At 69.9% G+C, this 16,765-nt stretch carries 19 protein-coding genes; 9 read left to right on the plus strand and 10 right to left on the minus strand.

The genetic code is table 11. The features are described from left to right. The first annotated feature begins 135 nt into the window (after positions 1-135). Positions 136-1,047, plus strand: a complete 912-nt coding sequence (locus tag M1203_RS34985; protein WP_249953887.1) for a DUF4097 family beta strand repeat-containing protein — start codon at positions 136-138, stop codon at positions 1,045-1,047. A 2-nt stretch (positions 1,048-1,049) separates the two neighbouring features. Next, complete coding sequence (locus tag M1203_RS34990) at positions 1,050-1,988, plus strand: PadR family transcriptional regulator (protein WP_249953888.1); 939 nt, start codon at positions 1,050-1,052, stop codon at positions 1,986-1,988. A 258-nt stretch (positions 1,989-2,246) separates the two neighbouring features. Here M1203_RS34990 and M1203_RS34995 read toward each other — a convergent pair whose 3' ends face one another. From M1203_RS34995 to M1203_RS35020, 6 genes are all read right to left on the minus strand, one after another. Then, positions 2,247-2,807, minus strand: a complete 561-nt coding sequence (locus tag M1203_RS34995; RefSeq protein ID WP_249953889.1) for a Clp protease N-terminal domain-containing protein — start codon at positions 2,805-2,807, stop codon at positions 2,247-2,249. Continuing rightward, positions 2,807-3,016, minus strand: a complete 210-nt coding sequence (locus M1203_RS35000; RefSeq protein ID WP_030355647.1) for an HTH domain-containing protein — start codon at positions 3,014-3,016, stop codon at positions 2,807-2,809. The genes M1203_RS34995 and M1203_RS35000 overlap by 1 nt, the downstream gene beginning before the upstream one ends. A 50-nt stretch (positions 3,017-3,066) precedes the next feature. Then, complete coding sequence (locus M1203_RS35005) at positions 3,067-4,020, minus strand: zinc-binding dehydrogenase (protein WP_249953890.1); 954 nt, start codon at positions 4,018-4,020, stop codon at positions 3,067-3,069. Between the two features lie 73 nt (positions 4,021-4,093). After that, positions 4,094-5,653, minus strand: a complete 1,560-nt coding sequence (locus tag M1203_RS35010) for an alkaline phosphatase (RefSeq protein WP_249953891.1) — start codon at positions 5,651-5,653, stop codon at positions 4,094-4,096. Beyond that, positions 5,650-6,234 (minus strand): phosphoesterase, encoded by a 585-nt coding sequence (locus tag M1203_RS35015; RefSeq protein ID WP_249953892.1) that lies wholly within the window; start codon positions 6,232-6,234, stop codon positions 5,650-5,652. The genes M1203_RS35010 and M1203_RS35015 overlap by 4 nt, the downstream gene beginning before the upstream one ends. Positions 6,235-6,864: 630 nt before the next feature. Then, positions 6,865-8,088: an NADP-dependent malic enzyme gene (locus M1203_RS35020; RefSeq protein WP_249953893.1), complete on the minus strand. Its 1,224-nt coding sequence runs from the start codon at positions 8,086-8,088 to the stop codon at positions 6,865-6,867. Positions 8,089-8,608: 520 nt separating this feature from the next. On the opposite strand from M1203_RS35020, the gene M1203_RS35025 reads away from it, so the two are divergent. Genes M1203_RS35025 through M1203_RS35035 form a run of 3 tightly spaced genes read left to right on the plus strand, consistent with a single transcriptional unit; the run spans position 8,609 to position 11,324 of the window. After that, entirely contained in the window at positions 8,609-9,571 is a 963-nt protein-coding gene (locus M1203_RS35025; RefSeq protein WP_249953894.1) for an ABC transporter substrate-binding protein, read from the plus strand. A gap of 44 nt (positions 9,572-9,615) precedes the next feature. After that, positions 9,616-10,566, plus strand: coding sequence for an amino acid ABC transporter permease (locus M1203_RS35030; RefSeq protein WP_249953895.1), 951 nt, complete (start codon positions 9,616-9,618; stop codon positions 10,564-10,566). 5 nt (positions 10,567-10,571) lie between these two features. Further along, positions 10,572-11,324, plus strand: a complete 753-nt coding sequence (locus tag M1203_RS35035; RefSeq protein WP_106979208.1) for an amino acid ABC transporter ATP-binding protein — start codon at positions 10,572-10,574, stop codon at positions 11,322-11,324. Positions 11,325-11,412: 88 nt separating this feature from the next. Here the strand turns inward: M1203_RS35035 and M1203_RS35040 are convergent, their stop codons facing one another. Next, positions 11,413-12,216, minus strand: coding sequence for a trans-aconitate 2-methyltransferase (locus M1203_RS35040; RefSeq protein ID WP_249953896.1), 804 nt, complete (start codon positions 12,214-12,216; stop codon positions 11,413-11,415). A gap of 90 nt (positions 12,217-12,306) precedes the next feature. On the opposite strand from M1203_RS35040, the gene M1203_RS35045 reads away from it, so the two are divergent. Further along, a complete protein-coding gene (locus tag M1203_RS35045; RefSeq protein WP_249953897.1) occupies positions 12,307-12,936 on the plus strand; it encodes a CGNR zinc finger domain-containing protein in 630 nt (209 codons plus the stop codon). Here the strand turns inward: M1203_RS35045 and sodX are convergent. After that, positions 12,840-13,256 (minus strand): nickel-type superoxide dismutase maturation protease, encoded by a 417-nt coding sequence (gene sodX, locus M1203_RS35050; RefSeq protein WP_249953898.1) that lies wholly within the window; start codon positions 13,254-13,256, stop codon positions 12,840-12,842. The genes M1203_RS35045 and sodX overlap by 97 nt on opposite strands. A 148-nt stretch (positions 13,257-13,404) precedes the next feature. Here sodX and sodN point away from each other — a divergent pair, with 148 nt between their 5' ends. The 3 genes from sodN to M1203_RS35065 all read left to right on the plus strand — a co-directional run bounded on the left by sodN (position 13,405) and on the right by M1203_RS35065 (position 14,850). Continuing rightward, positions 13,405-13,800, plus strand: a complete 396-nt coding sequence (sodN, locus tag M1203_RS35055; protein WP_030352782.1) for a superoxide dismutase, Ni — start codon at positions 13,405-13,407, stop codon at positions 13,798-13,800. 299 nt (positions 13,801-14,099) lie between these two features. Further along, positions 14,100-14,384, plus strand: coding sequence for a hypothetical protein (locus tag M1203_RS35060; RefSeq protein ID WP_249953899.1), 285 nt, complete (start codon positions 14,100-14,102; stop codon positions 14,382-14,384). A 229-nt stretch (positions 14,385-14,613) separates the two neighbouring features. Beyond that, positions 14,614-14,850, plus strand: coding sequence for a hypothetical protein (locus M1203_RS35065; protein ID WP_249953900.1), 237 nt, complete (start codon positions 14,614-14,616; stop codon positions 14,848-14,850). Between the two features lie 646 nt (positions 14,851-15,496). Here the strand turns inward: M1203_RS35065 and M1203_RS35070 are convergent. Together M1203_RS35070 and M1203_RS35075 are read right to left on the minus strand one after the other, a co-directional pair. Further along, positions 15,497-15,826, minus strand: a complete 330-nt coding sequence (locus tag M1203_RS35070) for a hypothetical protein (RefSeq protein WP_249953901.1) — start codon at positions 15,824-15,826, stop codon at positions 15,497-15,499. Between the two features lie 47 nt (positions 15,827-15,873). Further along, a complete protein-coding gene (locus M1203_RS35075; RefSeq protein WP_249953963.1) occupies positions 15,874-16,689 on the minus strand; it encodes a metallophosphoesterase in 816 nt (271 codons plus the stop codon). Between the last annotated feature and the right edge of the window lie 76 nt (positions 16,690-16,765).

Raw genomic sequence — 16,765 nt, forward strand, 5'->3', positions numbered from 1 at the left:
CCGATGTGGGCGCTGCGACCGCCGGGGGCCCGGCGGGTTCGGCCACCCGGCCTTGACTTCCGATATCCGCGATATATCGTGTCCATCAAGAGACGCGATATGTTGCGTTAAGCCGGGCCTCAGGAGGTCAGCACCATGGCAGAGTCGACGTGGGAAGTCGCCGAGCCGAGAAAGCTCACCTTCGACGACCCGGTGACCTCGCTCAATGTGCGGGTGGTCAACGGGACCGTGAACGTCGTCGGCACGGACGAGGCCGTACTGAACGAACAGGGCGGCGCCCATCTGGAGATCTCCCGGATCGAGGGCCCGCCGCTGATCGTGACCCGAAGCGGTTCCACGCTCACGGTCGCGTACGAGGACCTGCCCTGGAAGGACTTCCTCAAGTGGCTCGACCCCAAGGGCAGGCACCGCAGCGCGGTCGTCTCCGTCGCGGTCCCCGCCGGGACCGAGGTCGAGGTCGGGGTGGTCGGCGCGGGAGCCGTGGTCTCGGGGGTACGGGGGCGTACGGACGTCCGGGGCGTCAGCGGCGACACCACGCTCGTGGGGCTGTCCGGCGAGGTACGCGCCGACACGGTCTCCGGCAATGTGGAGGCCCAGGCGGTCACCGGCGGCCTCCGCTTCCACTCCGTCTCGGGCGATCTGACGGTCGTCGAGGGCGCGGGATCGTCCGTACGGGCCGACTCGGTCAGCGGCGACATGGTCGTGGACCTCGACCCGGCGGGCGCGCCCACCGACATCAGGCTGACCTCGGTCTCGGGCGAGATCGCGATCCGGCTGCCGCACCCCACGGACGCGCGGGTCGAGGTGAACACGGCGAGCGGCGCCGTCTCCAACGCCTTCGACGATCTGCGGGTCAGCGGCCACTGGGGCGCGCACAAGATCACCGGCACGCTGGGGGCGGGCACGGGCACGCTCAAGGCGACCACGGTGTCCGGCTCGATCGCGCTGCTGCGCAGGCCGCCGGTCGAGGACGGCCCGTACGACTCCCCCGCCCCGGCCGCCCCCTCCCCGGCCGGCACGGCGCCGACCGACACGAAGGAGTTCTGACCATGCCTCCGGTCTTCGCCCACGGCCGCCTCCGCCTCTATCTGCTCAAGCTTCTCGACGAGGCGCCGCGCCACGGCTACGAGGTGATCCGCCTCCTGGAGGAACGCTTCCAGGGCCTGTACGCGCCGTCCGCCGGCACGGTCTACCCCCGGCTGGCCAAGCTGGAGGCCGAGGGCCTTGTCACGCACGCCACCGAGGGCGGCCGCAAGGTCTACTCGATCACCGACGCGGGCCGCGCCGAACTGGCGGGACGAGGCGGCGAGCTGGCCGATCTGGAGCTGGAGATCCGCGAGTCCGTGGCCGAGCTGGCCGCGGAGATACGTGACGACGTACGGGGCGCGGCGGGCCAACTGCGCAGCGAGATGCGCGCGGCGGCCTCCGAGACCCGCACGGGCGGCCCGCGGAAGGACTGGGAGTCGGCCTTCGGGGACCACGACTCCTGGCGCGCGGCCAAGGAAGAGCTCAAGCGCGCCAAGCAGGAGTGGAAGGAGCAGGCCCGCCGGGCGAAGGACGAGTCGCGCCGGGCCCGCGAGGACGCGGAGCAGACCCGCGAGACGGTGCAGCGCATCGCGAAGCAGGTCCAGGACCAGGTGCAGGACCACTTCGTACGGGGCGACTGGCCGAGCGGCCTGCGCGAAGGCATGTCGGAGCTGGCCGACCAGCTGAGCGGCCTGGCCGGTACGGCATGGTCCACCCGCAAACCGGCGCCCGCCCCTGCCCCTGCCCCGGAGGCGGAGCCCGATCCGGTCTGGGCGGAGGACGCCCCGCGGACGGGCGACCCGGCACGCGACCTGGACCGGCTGCTGGACCGCTTCCGTGACGACATCCGCGACGCGGCGCGGGACAACGGGGTGACGGAAGCGCAAGTGGCTGAGGCGCGGGGCCACTTGGCGGCGGCGGCGACGCGGATCGGCGAGGTGTTGCGCACGCGCAACGGTTAGCGTGCGTTTCGGCTGGGGCCGTTGTCCGGGTGCGTTTCGGCTGGGGCCGGTGGTGGTTGTGCGGGTTGTCGCCGGGGTGCGCTCCGGGCTCGCGTCCGGGACTGCATGCTGTGCTTTCCCGGGGGACACCCCCGGACCCCCGTACGGCGCGACCCTGGCCTGTCGTTGGTTCGGGCGTTCGCGCGCCACACATCACGCTCTACGTCCCGGACACGACCCCTGCGCGCCCCCCTTCACCGTCCGTCACCGACGGGCCGGTCAGCTCGCCTCGGACAGGCCGCCGAACATCGCGCGTTCCACCGTCTCGTATGTCGCCCCGTGGTCCGCCAGGACCTCCGACACGAGCCCCGGCCGGGCCGTCAGCGCGAGCAGGAGGTGTTCGTCGCCGATGTGCCGGTCGCCGCGGCCGAGCGCGATCCGCAGCGACTTCTCCAGCGTGGCCTTCGCCGCCGGGGTGAACCCCCGGTGCCCCGACCACCACCGCTTCGGCTTACCGCCGAGCCGCATCGCGCCTTCCCCGTGGGCTTCCTCGACCTTCGAGATGATCTCCCCGACGTCGATCCCGATCCCGGCCAGCGCGTCCGCGTCCGCCTTCGTCAGGCCGCCCCGCCTGCGCGCCTCCGCGAACGCGCCCTCCAGGGACTCCCGCCGGTCCGTGACGCCGAGCGCGGCCAGCGCGAAGGACGCGCGCGTGCCCCGCTGGTCGAGCAGCGCCAGCAGAAGGTGCTCGTCGGTGACCGTGTCCGCGCCCATGCGCTCGGAGTGTCCGACGGCCCCGGTGACCACACCCCGGGCGCCCTTGGTGAACCGTTCGAACATCACTGCCTCCCGTGCTTCTTGTGCGCGGCCTGCCGGCTGACGCCCAGCTCGTCCGCGATCTCCTGCCACGACCAGCCCTGATTGCGGGCGCTGCGCACCTGTACGGCTTCGAGCTGTTCGAGCAGCCGCCGCAGCGCGGCGACCGCCCTCAGCCCGACCCGGGGGTCGCGGTCGCCCGCCCGCTCGGCGAGATCCGTTGCTTCGGTCATGACGTCAACGTACGTTGACAGGAAGGTGATGTCAATAGAAGTTGACAACCTCAGGGAGTGAGGACGACCTTGCCGAACAGCTCGCCCGCCGCCATCCGCTCGAAGCCCTCCCGCGCCCGCTCCAGCGGCAGCACCTCGTCGATCACCGGCCGTACGCCCTTCACCGCGCAGAAGGCGAGCAGGTCCTCCAGTTCGTCCCTGGACCCCATCGTGGAGCCGACGACCCTCAGCTCCAGGAAGAAGATCCGGGTCAGCTCGGCGTGCGCGGGTCGGTCACCGCTCGTCGCGCCCGAGATCACCAGCGTGCCGCCGCGCCGGAGGCACTTGATGGAGTGCGACCAGGTCGCGGCGCCCACCGTCTCGATGACGGCGTCCACCCGGTGCGGCAGCCGCGCGCCGGGCTCGTAGGCCTCCAGCGCGCCCAGTTCGACCGCGCGCGCCCGCTTGGCCTCGTCGCGGCTGGTCGCGTACACCCGCAGTCCCGCGGCGCTGCCGAGCACGATGGCCGCCGTGGCGACCCCGCCGCCCGCGCCCTGGACGAGGACCGAATCCCCGGGCCGCACACCGGCGTTGGTGAAGAGCATGCGGTACGCGGTCAGCCAGGCGGTCGGCAGACAGGCGGCCTGCTCGAAGGTGAGCTGCGGCGGCTTGGGCAGGACGTTGCCGATGGGCACGGTGACCTGCTCGGCGAACGTGCCCTGGTAGTGCTCCGTGAGGATCGACCGGGGCTCGGTGCCGTGATCGCCCCCGCCGATCACCGAATGCACCACGACCTCGTTGCCGTCCGGGTCGAGGCCGGCGGCGTCGCAGCCGAGGATCATCGGCAGCTTGCCCTCGGGCAGGCCGACCCCGCGCAGCGACCACAGATCGTGGTGGTTGAGCGAGGCGGCCTTCACCCTGACGGTGGTCCAGCCGGGGCGCACCTCGGGCGCGGGGCGTTCGCCCAGCTCAAGGCCGTTGAGGGGGTGGTCGCGGTCAATACGTGCTGCGTAGGCGGCGAACATGACCTTGACGATAGGGCGGGAGCGGGACGCGGAGGAACCGTACGCGCGTGTGACACGCGTCCCGCGCCCCGGATCAGTCCCTGCGGTACTGCGCGGGCGAGTTCCTGGTCGCCGGGTCCTCGTACGCGCCCGCCGTTCCCCGGTCCACATGGAAGGTGGTCAGCGTGGAGACGGGCGAGACCGGATCCCGGCGGTCCTCGATCACCCGCATATGGGTGGTGAAGCGCTCCGGTGTCACCTCGTACACGTCGTAGCCGTAACGGTTCCCCTCGAAGTACTGGAGGTGCGGATTGGCCTGGCCCATGAGCGGCCCGTTGGTCGCGTTCCAGCCCGGGTCGTACGCGCTGGAGGTCACCGAGTGCGCCGTGAACTCCGTACCGATGACGGGCGATTCCGTGTTGTCGTAGTCCGGCCTGATGTCGTCGACGAACGCCGAGTGCCAGTCACCCGTGAGCACGATGAGGTCTTCAAGGCCGCTCGTACGGACATGTTCGAGCACTTCCTTGCGCTCGCCGAGGAAGCCGTCCCACTGGTCGGTGAACATATACGAACCGCCGGGCCTGCCGCGCAGCTGGCTGAGCATGATCGAGTTGGCCCAGATATGCCAGGAGTCGGGTGCGCGGTCGACGGTCCGCTTGAGCCATGCCTTCTGGTCGGCGCCGAGGATCGTGCCGTCCGGGAGGTTCTGCGCGGAGCGGTACTGGCGCAGATCCAGCACGGCCAGCTCCAGCAGATCGCCCCAGCGGCGTACCCGGTGGATGTCCGGGTCGGGCAGGGCGGAGTCACCGGCGTCGCGGTGCGGCAGATGCTCGTACCACGCCTGGTAGGCGGCGGCCCGGCGCTGGAGGAACGGCGCCCCGCCGCCCGTACCGCTGTAGTCGTTGGCGACCTCGTGGTCGTCCCAGGTCAGGAACCAGGGGTGGGCGGCGTGCGCCTCCCGCAGCGAGGGATCGCCCTTGTAGAGCGCGTGGCGCTTGCGGTAGTCGGCGAGCGTGTAGATCGTCGGGCCGTTGTTGTCGCGGACGACATCGCCGCCCTCGGGCCCGTACTCGTAGATGTAGTCGCCGAGATGGATGACGAAGTCCAGCCGCTCGCGGGCGATGCCGCGCAGCGCCGCGTAGTAACCCTGCGGGTAGTTCTGGCAGTTGGCCGTGGCGAAGCGGGCACTGCGTACCCGGCCCGAGGGCGCGGTCCTGGTCCTGCCCAGCCTGCTGGTACGGCCCAGCGCGGTGAACGCGTACCAGTACTCGCGGCCCGGACGCAGGCCATGGACCGGTACGTGCACGCTGTGCCCGAGCGTCGCGGACGCGGGCGCCGTGCCTTGGGCGACGACCCGGCGCAGCGCCCGGTCCTCGGCCACGACCCAGCGCACCTCGACGACCTCCGGCAGCGGCTGTTCGCCGGGCTCGGCGAACGGCTCCGGCGCGAGGCGGGTCCACAGCACGACGCCCGTGGGCCCCGGATCGCCGGAGCCGACGCCGAGCGTGAACGGCGCGGCGTCGTACGACGAGCCGAGCGCCTCGGCGGCCTCGCGCGCCTGCGCGGGCGAGAGGCCGGCGCTCAGCGGCCAGACCACATTGAGCGCTCCGGCGGCACCGGCGGCCTTGAGCAGATCGCGTCGGTTCAGTTTCATGCCCGTCCCCCCGAGACCTTCAGAGTCAGCGATATCGCGTCGGCGTAACCGTCGTTGGAGACCCCGGAGCCGGCCCGGGTGAAGACGAGCAGCACCCGCGCGGAGCGCGCGCCGGGCGGCACGGCGGCCTCGGCGGTGCGTTCGACCAGCGCGGTACGGCCGCCGCGTTCGGCCGCCGTGACCGGGCCGAGCACGGACAGCGCGACGGGTGTGCCCCTGCCGTCGCGGAACTCGACCGACAGCCTGGCGCCGTCCTCCTGCGTGGCATACCCGCCGAGCCACCCGGACACGGCGTACCGCACGCGTCCGGCATCCACGGCGGCGCGGCCGACGGCCCCGGTGGCGGGCAGCGTGACGTCCTGGACGAGCGCGGTGCGCGGGCTGTTGCCACCGGAGAAGAACCGGCTGCCACGGTGCGCGGGGGCGGGGCCCGGGTCGGCGGGGGTGGGGTAGCCGTTCCCGACGTCGTACCCGATGAGCGCGGGCGCGCCTTCCCGTACGACCCATCCGTGCACGGCGGACACGGGCTCGGCGCTCCCTCCGGGCCCACGCTCGGCGTCACCATTGACGAGCAGGTTCACAAGCGCCTCCTGTGTCGGTTGCTGTCACAGGGCATCACAACAGGCGGGCGTGAACCAGGGGAGGCCCGTGGGTTGCGCCGGGGTTCGCCTCCGGCGGGGGTGCGGGGTGCGGGTGCGGGTGCGGGTTGCGGTCTCGTCGTCGTCGGCCGGGGGCCGGGGCCTCCGGAGGTACATGTCCGGACGGCATGATTTACGGCGCGACCCTGCCCAGACGATGGTTCGGGCGTCCGCGCGCCACAAATCACGCTTTAGTGTCCGGACACGCACCTCCTACGACCCCGACCCCCTCCCCCGGTGGGTCCCAACTACGCGCCGACTCGGCTGGGGTGGGTGGGCTGGTGCGGGAGTGTGCCGCCGCCTCCCCCTCCCACCCTCGCGCACGGCCGGGCCAGTCGGTGACGGGCGGTGAAGGGGGGCGCGCAGGGGTCGTGTCCGGGACGTAGAGCGTGATTTGTGGCGCGCGAACGCCCGAACCAACGACAGGCCAGCGGCGCGACGTACGGGGGTCCGGGGGTGTCCCCCGGGAAAGCACAGCATGCAGTCCCGGATGCGAGCCCGGAGCGCACCCCGGCGACAACCCGCACACCACCACCGGCCCCAGCCGACAACGAACCCGCCCCGACCGGACGGTTAGCGACGGGCCACGCCCTCCGACCGCGCCGCCGACGCCACCGCCGCCGTCACCGCCGGTGCCACCCGCTCGTCGAACGGCGACGGGATCACATAGTCCGCCGCCAGCTCCTCGCCGACCACGTCGGCCAACGCGTTCGCCGCCGCGATCTTCATGCCCTCCGTGATCCGCGACGCACGGACCTGGAGCGCGCCCGCGAAGATGCCCGGGAAGGCGAGCACGTTGTTGATCTGGTTCGGGTAGTCGGAGCGCCCCGTGGCCACGACGGACGCGTACTGGTGCGCGATGTCGGGGTGGACCTCCGGGTTCGGGTTGGCCATCGCGAAGACGAACGCGCCCGGCGCCATCGACGCGACCGCCGGCTCCGGGACCGTACCGCCGGAGACGCCGATGAAGACGTCCGCGCCGGAGAGGGCGGACTCCAGCGAGCCGGAGAGCCCGGCGCGGTTGGTGATCTCGGCCAGTTCGCGCTTGACGTCGGTGAGGTCGTCGCGGTCGCGGCTGACGAGGCCCCTGCGGTCGGCGACGGCGACATCGCCGATGCCCGCCTCCAGCAGGAACTTGGCGATGGCGACCCCGGCCGCCCCCGCGCCGGAGATGACGGCGCGCAGGTCGCCGAGCTCACGCTTCGTCAGCTTCGCCGCGTTGCCCAGGGCGGCGAGCGTCACGACGGCCGTGCCGTGCTGGTCGTCGTGGAAGACGGGGATGTCCAGCCGCTCCTGGAGCCTGCGCTCGATCTCGAAGCAGCGCGGCGCCGAGATGTCTTCCAGGTTGACGCCGCCGAAGGACGGCGCGAGCCGCACGACGGTGTCGATGATCTCGTCCGTGTCGGTGGTGGCGAGCGCCAGCGGCACCGCGTCGACCCCGCCGAACTGCTTGAACAGGATCGCCTTGCCCTCCATCACGGGGAGCGAGGCCTCCGGTCCGATGTCGCCGAGTCCGAGCACCGCCGTACCGTCCGTCACGACGGCGACGACCTGTGACTTCCAGGTGTAGTCGTGCACCAGCTCGGGCCGTTCGGCGATCGCGCTGCACACCTTCGCGACGCCGGGGGTGTACGCGAGGGACAGATCGTCCTTGTCACGCACCGGGACGGTGGCCTGGATGGCCATCTTGCCGCCGCGGTGCAGCGCGAAGGCCGGATCGAAGGGCTCGTCAGGAGCCGTGCCGTGCTGGTTGTCGGTGGCGCTGTCGCTGCGAGGATTGAAAATCTCCGCTGCCATGTGGATGACCCCTTAAGTCTTCATCAGTTGAGGGTTGCCGCTCCTGGTTGAGGAGGGGTGGGTGGGCACCGCGTGCGCGACCGCGCCGGCGGTTGGTCCGCTCGGCCCGGAAGGTGATACGTACGCGCGGGCGCGCCGCACACGCGCCCCGAGCCCCGGATGAGGGGTGTAATCGTTCTTCTTACCGGACGGACCGTGTCGTCCACGAGTCCATATATCCGCGGTGAGATGACTCATAGCCGAGTATTCGGACACTTCCGGTAACCGGCATGAATCACGCCCTAAAAAGGAGACGGACCGGAGATTGTCCGGCCGGAAGAAGGTATTCCAGCAGATGGTCCGGTCCTGATGTACCGCCATGCCGGGGTCAGGGGGTCTCCCGTTACCCGATTTTGACATGCCTGCTCCCCTGAATGGGCCAGTCCGAATGGCAAGATGCCCTAATCACACTCGGTCGCGACACTCGAAGACGCGTGCTCGGCCATTTGGCAGCTCCCTCATCCGCCGGAGGAACCCGATCATGACCGCAAGCACCACCCGCCGGACGACCGCCGTGAAGTCCAGGATCGCCGCGGTCGGCGCGCTCGCGGTCGCGGGCACCCTGCTGCTGACCGCCTGCGGCGACCAGACCGAGAGCGCCAAGAAGGACGGCGACTCCTCCGCCGCGGCCGAGGCCCCGCTCTTCAAGGAGCTGCCGAAGGCGATCCAGGACAAGGGCGTCATCAAGGTCGGCTCGGACATCGCGTACCCGCCGGTCGAATTCAAGGACAAGTCGGGCAAGACCGTCGGCATCGACCCGGATCTCGCCGACGCGCTGGGCAAGCAGCTCGGTGTGACGTTCGAGTTCGAGAACGGCACCTTCGACACCCTGCTGACCGGTCTGCGCTCGAAGCGGTACGACATCGCCATGTCGGCCATGACGGACACCAAGGACCGGCAGAACGGTGTGGACGGCGACACCGGCAAGAAGGTCGGCGAGGGCGTCGACTTCGTCGACTACTTCACCGCCGGTGTCTCGATCTACACCAAGAAGGGTGACGACAAGGGAATCACCACCTGGTCCGACCTCTGCGGCAAGAAGATGGTCGTCCAGCGCGGCACCGTCTCGCACGATCTGGCCAAGGCCGAGAGCAAGAAGTGCACGGACGGCGGCAAGGGCGCGATCACGCTGGAGGCCTTCGACAATGACCTGGAGGCGCAGACCCGGCTGCGCGGCGGCGGCGCGGACGCCGGTTCCAGTGACTTCCCGGTCGCGGCGTACGCGGTGAAGACCTCGGGCGGCGGCAATGACTTCCAGCTGGTCGGCGAGCAGGTCGAGGCCGCTCCGTACGGTATCGCCGTCGCCAAGAACAACCCGCTGACGAAGGCGCTCCAGTCCGCGCTGGAGGCGATCATCAAGAACGGCGAGTACGACAAGATCATCGCCAAGTGGGGTGTCGAGGACGGCGCGGTCAAGGAAGCCAAGCTCAACGGCGGCTCCTGAGTCCGCGCCCGCTCCGAAGGCTCTGAAAGGCAGAGGCATCATCCGTGACGGTTGACATCGACAAGTCGGACGACCCCAAGGAAGGCCCACGGGCCGAGTCGTCCACCGCACCGGAATCCATCAAGGCGATTCCGGTGCGGCACTACGGGCGGTACGTGTCCGCGGTCGTCGCGATCGGCGTACTGGTCGCGCTCGTGTACGCGTTCGCCCAGGGGGATGTGAACTGGGGCGCCATCCCGGACTACTTCTTCGACGGCCAGATACTGACCGGCGTCAAGAACACCGTGATCATCACGGTGCTCGCGATGATCCTCGGAGTGGTGCTCGGCATCGTCCTGGCGGTGATGCGGCTCTCCAAGAACCCTGTGACGTCCGCCATCGCGTGGTTCTACATCTGGTTCTTCCGCGGCACACCGGTCTACGTACAGCTGCTCGTCTGGTTCAACCTGGGCATCGTCTTCGAGTACATCAACCTCGGGCCGATCTACAAGGACGAGTGGTCCTCGTTCATGACCCCGTTCCTGTGCGCGCTGCTGGGCCTCGGGCTCAATGAGGCGGCGTACATGGCGGAGATCTGCCGGGCGGGCCTCCAGTCGGTCGACGAGGGCCAGACCGAGGCGGCGCACGCGCTGGGCATGAGCCACGCCAAGACGCTGCGCCGGATCGTGGTGCCCCAGGCGATGCGCGTGATCGTGCCGCCGACGGGCAACGAGGTCATCAATATGCTGAAGACCTCGTCGCTGGCGGTGGCGGTCCAGTACACCGAGCTGCTGCGCTCGACCCAGAACGTGTCGCAGACCTCGGGTGCCACGGTGGAGATGCTGTTCCTGGCCGCGGCCTGGTACATGATCCTGACCTCGATACTCAGCATCGGCCAGTACTACCTGGAGCGGTACTACGCGCGTGGTTCGAGCCGCAGCCTGCCGATGACCCCGTTCCAGCGCGTCCGCGTCAACCTGCTGTCCCTCGGCCGGCCCAAGGGAGGCATGGCATGACCCAGATGGTGAAGGCCGAGGGCGTACACAAGTCCTTCGGCGCCGCCCATATCCTCAAGGGCATCGATCTGGAGGTCGCCCCGCGCGAGGTCTTCTGTCTGATCGGCCCGTCCGGCTCCGGCAAGTCGACCTTCCTGCGGTGCATCAACCATCTGGAGAAGATCAACGCGGGCCGGCTGTCGGTCGACGGCGAGCTGGTCGGCTACCGCCAGAAGGGCGACAAGCTGTACGAGCTCAAGGACAGCGAGGTCGCCAGGAAGCGCCGGGACATCGGCATGGTCTTCCAGCGCTTCAATCTCTTTCCGCACATGACGGCGGTCGAGAACATCATGGAGGCGCCGATCCAGGTGCGCGGCGAGGCGAAGGCCGTGGCCCGCGCCCGTGCCGAGCGGCTGCTGGACCGGGTCGGGCTCTCCGACAAGGCGGGCAGCTATCCGTCGCAGCTCTCCGGCGGCCAGCAGCAGCGGGTGGCAATCGCCCGCGCGCTGGCGATGGAGCCCAAGCTGATGCTCTTCGACGAGCCCACGTCGGCGCTCGACCCGGAGCTGGTGGGCGATGTGCTCGATGTGATGCGCGATCTGGCGCAGGACGGCATGACGATGATCGTGGTCACCCATGAGATGGGTTTCGCGCGCGAGGTCGGCGACGCGCTGGTCTTCATGGACGACGGTGTGGTCGTCGAATCGGGCCATCCGCGCGATGTGCTGACGAACCCTCAGCACGACCGGACGAAGTCGTTCCTGTCGAAGGTGCTGTAGAAGGTGGCGCGGAACGGGTGAGGGCGGTACGGGTCCGTCCGTACCGCCCTCACCCGTGACCCGCCCTCGGTTCGCCCTCGGTTCGCCGCTACTTGAGCGCGAGGACGAGGGAGTCGGACGGTGAGGACCAGACCGCCCGCACCTCGTCGAAGCCCGCGTCGCGCAGCTTCCGCGCGTGCCAGTCCACGGATGGAGTATCGCCTTCCGCGTGTTCGCCGTAGATCCTGAACCGCTCGGCCGTCGGTTCCGCGAGGACCGGGTCCCGGCCGGCCAGCTCCCACCAGTCCGCCCAGTCGACGGCGCCCGCGGCCTTGGCGCGGTCCATTCCGGCGTGCCGGTGGGCGCGCTCGATCGCGTTGATCCTGGGGGTGGACCCGTCCGTCATATGGTCGGCGTTCATGAAGACGCCGCCGTCCCTGACCAGGCCCCCGAGCTGCCCGTACAGCGCCGCGAGCGGTTCGGCGCGCAGCCAGTGGAGGGCGGTCGCGGTGAGTACGGCGTCGTACGAGGTATCCGGCAGGAGCGCCGTCCAGCCCGGGTCCTTCAGGTCGGCGGTCACGAAGCTCACGCGTCCGTCGCCGGCGAAGTAGCCCCGGGCGATGGCGAGGAGCGCGGGGTCGAGGTCGACGCCGGTGCTGGTCGCTCCCGGGAACCGGCGGAGCAGCCTGTCCGTGATGCTGCCCGTACCGCAGGCGAGGTCGAGCACCCTCGGTTCGGGGCCCACCGCGGCCTCGACCATGTCCAGCATGACCCGGAAGCGCTCCTCGCGGTCGGGCATGTACCACTCCTGCTGGCGGTCCCAGCTCTCCTGCCAGCCGCGCCAGTCGGTCCCCGCCGACTCGTGGGTCCCCGTACCGGGGGATCCCGTACGCGCGGTTCCCGTCTCCGTCATGGAACATCTCCTCTGTAATACCCTAGAAGCACAACCAGCTATTACACCGATTTCCCTCCAGACCTTAGACCGCTTCCGTAAGGACTACAAGTGGAACTGGCCTCTTACTCGGACTCCGCCGTGCGACTGGTCAACACCGAGGAACCGGCCCGCGGTACGGACACCCTGACCTCGGTCGAGGCCGTCCGCGCCCTCTTCGGCCCCAGCTCCCAGGCGGCCCGCCGCGCCACCGACGCGGATGTCACCCGCTTCCGGTCGGTAAGGGCCCGGCTGCGCGCCGTCTTCACCGCCGCCGACGAGGGCGAGGCCACCCAGGCGGTGGACCTGCTCAACTCACTGCTGCTCGAATTCCCGGTCAGCCCGCAGATCTCCGGCCATGACTTCCTGGACGACGAGGGCCATCCACGCTGGCACATGCATCTCGCGGACCACCCCTCCAACGCGACCGCGGGCTTCGCGGCGACGGCGGCGATGGGGCTGGCGTTCCATCTGACGGAGTACGGCGTCGACCGGCTCGGTCTGTGCCAGGCGGCGCCGTGCCGCAACGCCTATCTGGACACGTCCACCAACCGCTCGCGCCGCTACTGCTCGGACCGCTGCGCGACCCGCGCCAACGTCGCCGCCTACCGGGCCCGCAAACGCCTGGAGACCGAGCGCTCGGCCAGCACCGGCCGCACCGCGGACACCAGCCAGGACACCACGGCGCGCGCCGACCGCTGATCCCCCAGCGGCCGGTACCGCGCCCGGACCCGCCCCAGCAGCAGCTCCTCGGGAACCGCGCCGAACACCCGGCTGTCCCCCTCGGCCCCCGGATTGTCCCCGAGCACCCACCACCCGCCGTCGCGCAGCTCCACCAGCCGCTTCACGATCAGCAAGTCCTGTTGCAGCGGATGCTTCAGCACCGCCACATCGCCCGGCTTGAGGGGAGCGCGATAGTGCACGAGGAGCTGATCGCCGTGCCTGAGCGTCGGATACATGGAGGGACCCATCACTTCAGCGATCCCCAACGACACCCTCGGCTCCCGCCCGTGCTCCGCCATTCGGCACCTCCCGGTCCCACGGTACGTTCCGCCACGCGTCCCATACTGACCCCGGACTTTTGTCCTAAGCCCTAGGGGGCACCCGCGAAAACAGGCTTCTCACGGAGTAATGTCCCACCTGAGAAGACGATCACGAGGAAGGACAGCCATGCTTTCCCGCCTGTTTGCCCCCAAGGTGAAGGTCAGCGCCCACTGCGACCTCCCCTGCGGCGTGTACGACCCGGCCCAGGCCCGCATCGAGGCCGAATCGGTCAAGGCCGTCCAGGAGAAGATGCAGGGCAACGACGACGCCCACTTCCAGGCGCGCGCGACGGTCATCAAGGAGCAGCGCGCCGAGCTCGCGAAGCACCACGTCTCGGTGCTCTGGAGCGACTACTTCAAGCCCCCGCACTTCGAGAAGTACCCGGAGCTGCACCAGCTGGTCAACGACACCCTGAAGGCGCTGTCGACCGCGAAGGGCTCGAAGGACCCGGCCACGGGCCAGAAGGCCCTGGACTACATCGCCCAGATCGACAAGATCTTCTGGGAGACCAAGAAGGCATAACCCGCCTTCAGCCATGCGCATGCCGAGCTCACGGCATACATGCAGGTCAGGCGCCATGCACGAAGGCCCGGCGATAACGACCGCCGGGCCTTCCTGTGCAACCGGCAGGCTGGTTGGCCACACCCGCTGAGCGCGACACAGTGCCCGGTACGACCCGCGCCTCCACGCGCACCGGGTGGGGCCGTTGGTGTCGCTGGAGGCGGCCTTTCCGGTGACTGCCCAACGCCTCGCGAGGCGGATATCTGCCGTGCGGGTATGGCGTCTCAGCAAAGGATCCCCGCCGAACCGCAAGGAGCGCCATGTACGCAGCAGTCCGCCGGTACGAAGGGGTAACCGATCCTGCCCAGGTGGGCCGCCTCGTGAACGAGGGATTCATTCCCCTCATTCGCCAGATCCCTGGCTTCGTGGCCTTCTACTGGATCAATCCCGGGAACGGAGTGGTCTTGTCGACCAGCGTCTTCCGGGACCAAGCCGGTGCCGATGAGTCGATCAAGAGGGCGTCGGACTTCGTGCGGGACAACCTCGCGTCTCTCCTTCCCAACCCTCCCCAGGTCATGGCCGGGGAGGTTGAGGCACATGCCTAGCGCCGCGACCGGCAACATTTGCGCGTCAGGGAGCGGCGTCCGGTGCGTGCGGCCGCGAGGACTGTGATGTGATCACGACGCTCTCCCCCTGAGGTTCGGCCGGGCACCGAGGACACCACAACGGTCTAGCCACATGTTCGTGTTGACAGCTACCGCCGCTCCTGACGCCCGCTCAACCGGCCTGCCAGCAATCAGCACCGGGCGAACCCTCGCGCGGCAGGATGAGCCCATGAGTATCTGGTCCAGCGTCAGCGGTGATGACATTCTCGCGCTCGACGGCGACGACAAAGCCGCCAACTACCGGGCCGAGGGCACACCGACGATCGCTATCGACGTTGCCACCACAGGCCACCACGATCACATTCGGCTCGCGCTCTACGACGACGCTGACGTGACCGCGCTCTTGTCACCCGATGCCGCGCGTGCCCTGCGTGACCAGCTCACGCAGGCGCTAGGCAAAGCCTGACTGGAGGTCAGCACGGCCACGGCCAGGCCTGCGCCGCCGGTGATGCGTCCTAAGTCCAGTTAAGTCGTCCCCACGACACATCACCTCCTCTGACCCGCCCAATCAGCGGCTCACCAGTCACACCCACCCCACCACCCACACACCCCCACCAGCGGGGCATGAGTCCCAACCACCCACCCACGCCAGTCCGCTTAGCCGGTGCCGGGCCGCCCCATTCCACTGCTGCGCCCCACCCACCGACCTGCGGTCGGCAACAGACCCCGACGGAAAGGGAGCTTCCCGGGGACCCCTCCCCCGGGCCGCCCCCCTCAAAGCAGCACTTGCGGTGGAGGGTTGGGGGTCAAGGGTGGGCGCAGCCCATCGGCTTGCCGACGCGACGAAGGAGCGCCCTTGACGCCCGACCCGCAACCGCGAAACTCCAACCCAAGGGGCGGCCCCCACCCGCATCCACACCCCCCGGCCCACCCCGACTACCCCTCGGAAACCGAACTGACACCGGGACTCGGACGCAGCGTTCGCTCAGGCTTCGAACGGGGTGTCGCTCCNCAACCCAAGGGGCGGCCCCCACCCGCATCCACACCCCCCGGCCCACCCCGACTACCCCTCGGAAACCGAACTGACACCGGGACTCGGACGCAGCGTTCGCTCAGGCTTCGAACGGGGTGTCGCTCCAGCGGAACCAGGCACGGGCGTCGCGGATGTGCAGGAGGAATTCCGGTACCGGGCCGTCCGGGGACACCAGGGCCACCGCTCGTACGACGTCGTCGCACGCCGCCTCCCAGGCGTGGGGGTCTTCGTTCACGCGGTCCAGCAGGGACAGCTCGCGGTCGAACAGGGGCTTCACCGCGGCGAATCCGGGGCCAGGGGTGAAGTGGCCGCTGAGCCAGGGGAAGTCCGCCTCATCGATGGCGATGTCTCCTACCGGCTGTGCGTCGTGGCGTGAGACGACGTGCCAGATCTCGTCCGTAAAGCCCATCGGCTCCTCCTGCCGTCCGTTCGCCGCGCGCCTATGGGGGCAGCATCTCAGACGGGACCGACAACGGCCGTCGTGCGGCCGTCGCGGGGGCCGAAGGTCGTGAGCGCTTCGGTGTCGGTCGCGCGGGCGTGGAGGTAGTAGTCCGCCCACTCCTCGATGTCCGGGTAGCCGGATTCCGCCGTGAGCCGGGCGATCGCGGCGTCGATGTCGTAGTGGGTGACGCGCAGTTCGACACCGGGGCCGAGGAGCGCCCAGTGTGCGCCGGGGCGGCCGTAGGGCATGCCGACGCTGCCCGGGTTGATGACCTGGCGGCCGTGGGCGAGGCGCGCGAAGGGCATGTGGGTGTGTCCGCAGACGACCGTACGGATCTGCTCGCCGAGCGCTTCGAAGACCTCGCTCCAGCGGGCGAGCCGGGAGTCGACGAGGACGACCTCTTCGTCGTCGCGCGGGGTCGCGTGGCAGAACAGGACGTCGCCCAGCCCTGCCACGGCCAGGCATCGGGTGCGCGGGAGACCGGCCAGCAGCGCGATCTGGTCGTCGCGCAACCGGCCGGCCGCCCACGCGGTGATGGCGTCGGGCGGCGCGGAGCTCATCCCCGCGCGCAGTTCGACCAGTTCGCGGTCGGCGTTGCCGCCGATCAGTACGGCCCGGTCGCCGAGGTCCGTCAGCAGGTCCAGTACCTCGGCCGGCTGGGGGCCCGCCGCGATGTCGCCGGTGATCACGACGCGTTCGGCGGCGGAGACTTCCGGCTCGGCGAGCACGGCCTCCAGAGCCGGGAGGACGCCATGGATGTCGGAGAGGACGGCTACGCGGCCGGATCGTGGCGGGGTCGCCGGGGTCGGCGCGAGTGGCCCGGCCGACATGGCCGGCAGGGGTGACATGGGTGACATGCCGTCCACTGTCCCGCCGGCCGACGCCGGCTGCCCCTCCGTTCGCTCC

The organism is Streptomyces sp. 35G-GA-8 (genome assembly GCF_023534745.1).
GTDB lineage: Bacteria > Actinomycetota > Actinomycetes > Streptomycetales > Streptomycetaceae > Streptomyces.

What these genes read in the sequence shown, in the direction of transcription:
- M1203_RS35075 (WP_249953963.1), bottom strand. Translation starts at nt 16,689, where the DNA reads ATGTCGGCCGGGCCACTCGCGCCGACCCCGGCGACCCCGCCACGATCC.
- M1203_RS35070 (WP_249953901.1), bottom strand. Translation starts at nt 15,826, where the DNA reads ATGGGCTTTACGGACGAGATCTGGCACGTCGTCTCACGCCACGACGCA.
- M1203_RS35040 (WP_249953896.1), bottom strand. Translation starts at nt 12,216, where the DNA reads ATGACGGAGACGGGAACCGCGCGTACGGGATCCCCCGGTACGGGGACC.
- M1203_RS35000 (WP_030355647.1), bottom strand. Translation starts at nt 3,016, where the DNA reads ATGACCGAAGCAACGGATCTCGCCGAGCGGGCGGGCGACCGCGACCCC.
- M1203_RS35060 (WP_249953899.1), top strand. Translation starts at nt 14,100, where the DNA reads ATGTACGCAGCAGTCCGCCGGTACGAAGGGGTAACCGATCCTGCCCAG.
- M1203_RS34985 (WP_249953887.1), top strand. Translation starts at nt 136, where the DNA reads ATGGCAGAGTCGACGTGGGAAGTCGCCGAGCCGAGAAAGCTCACCTTC.
- M1203_RS35010 (WP_249953891.1), bottom strand. Translation starts at nt 5,653, where the DNA reads ATGAAACTGAACCGACGCGATCTGCTCAAGGCCGCCGGTGCCGCCGGA.
- M1203_RS34995 (WP_249953889.1), bottom strand. Translation starts at nt 2,807, where the DNA reads ATGTTCGAACGGTTCACCAAGGGCGCCCGGGGTGTGGTCACCGGGGCC.
- M1203_RS35020 (WP_249953893.1), bottom strand. Translation starts at nt 8,088, where the DNA reads ATGGCAGCGGAGATTTTCAATCCTCGCAGCGACAGCGCCACCGACAAC.
- M1203_RS35025 (WP_249953894.1), top strand. Translation starts at nt 8,609, where the DNA reads ATGACCGCAAGCACCACCCGCCGGACGACCGCCGTGAAGTCCAGGATC.
- M1203_RS34990 (WP_249953888.1), top strand. Translation starts at nt 1,050, where the DNA reads ATGCCTCCGGTCTTCGCCCACGGCCGCCTCCGCCTCTATCTGCTCAAG.
- sodN (WP_030352782.1), top strand. Translation starts at nt 13,405, where the DNA reads ATGCTTTCCCGCCTGTTTGCCCCCAAGGTGAAGGTCAGCGCCCACTGC.
- M1203_RS35005 (WP_249953890.1), bottom strand. Translation starts at nt 4,020, where the DNA reads ATGTTCGCCGCCTACGCAGCACGTATTGACCGCGACCACCCCCTCAAC.
- M1203_RS35035 (WP_106979208.1), top strand. Translation starts at nt 10,572, where the DNA reads ATGGTGAAGGCCGAGGGCGTACACAAGTCCTTCGGCGCCGCCCATATC.
- M1203_RS35065 (WP_249953900.1), top strand. Translation starts at nt 14,614, where the DNA reads ATGAGTATCTGGTCCAGCGTCAGCGGTGATGACATTCTCGCGCTCGAC.
- sodX (WP_249953898.1), bottom strand. Translation starts at nt 13,256, where the DNA reads ATGGCGGAGCACGGGCGGGAGCCGAGGGTGTCGTTGGGGATCGCTGAA.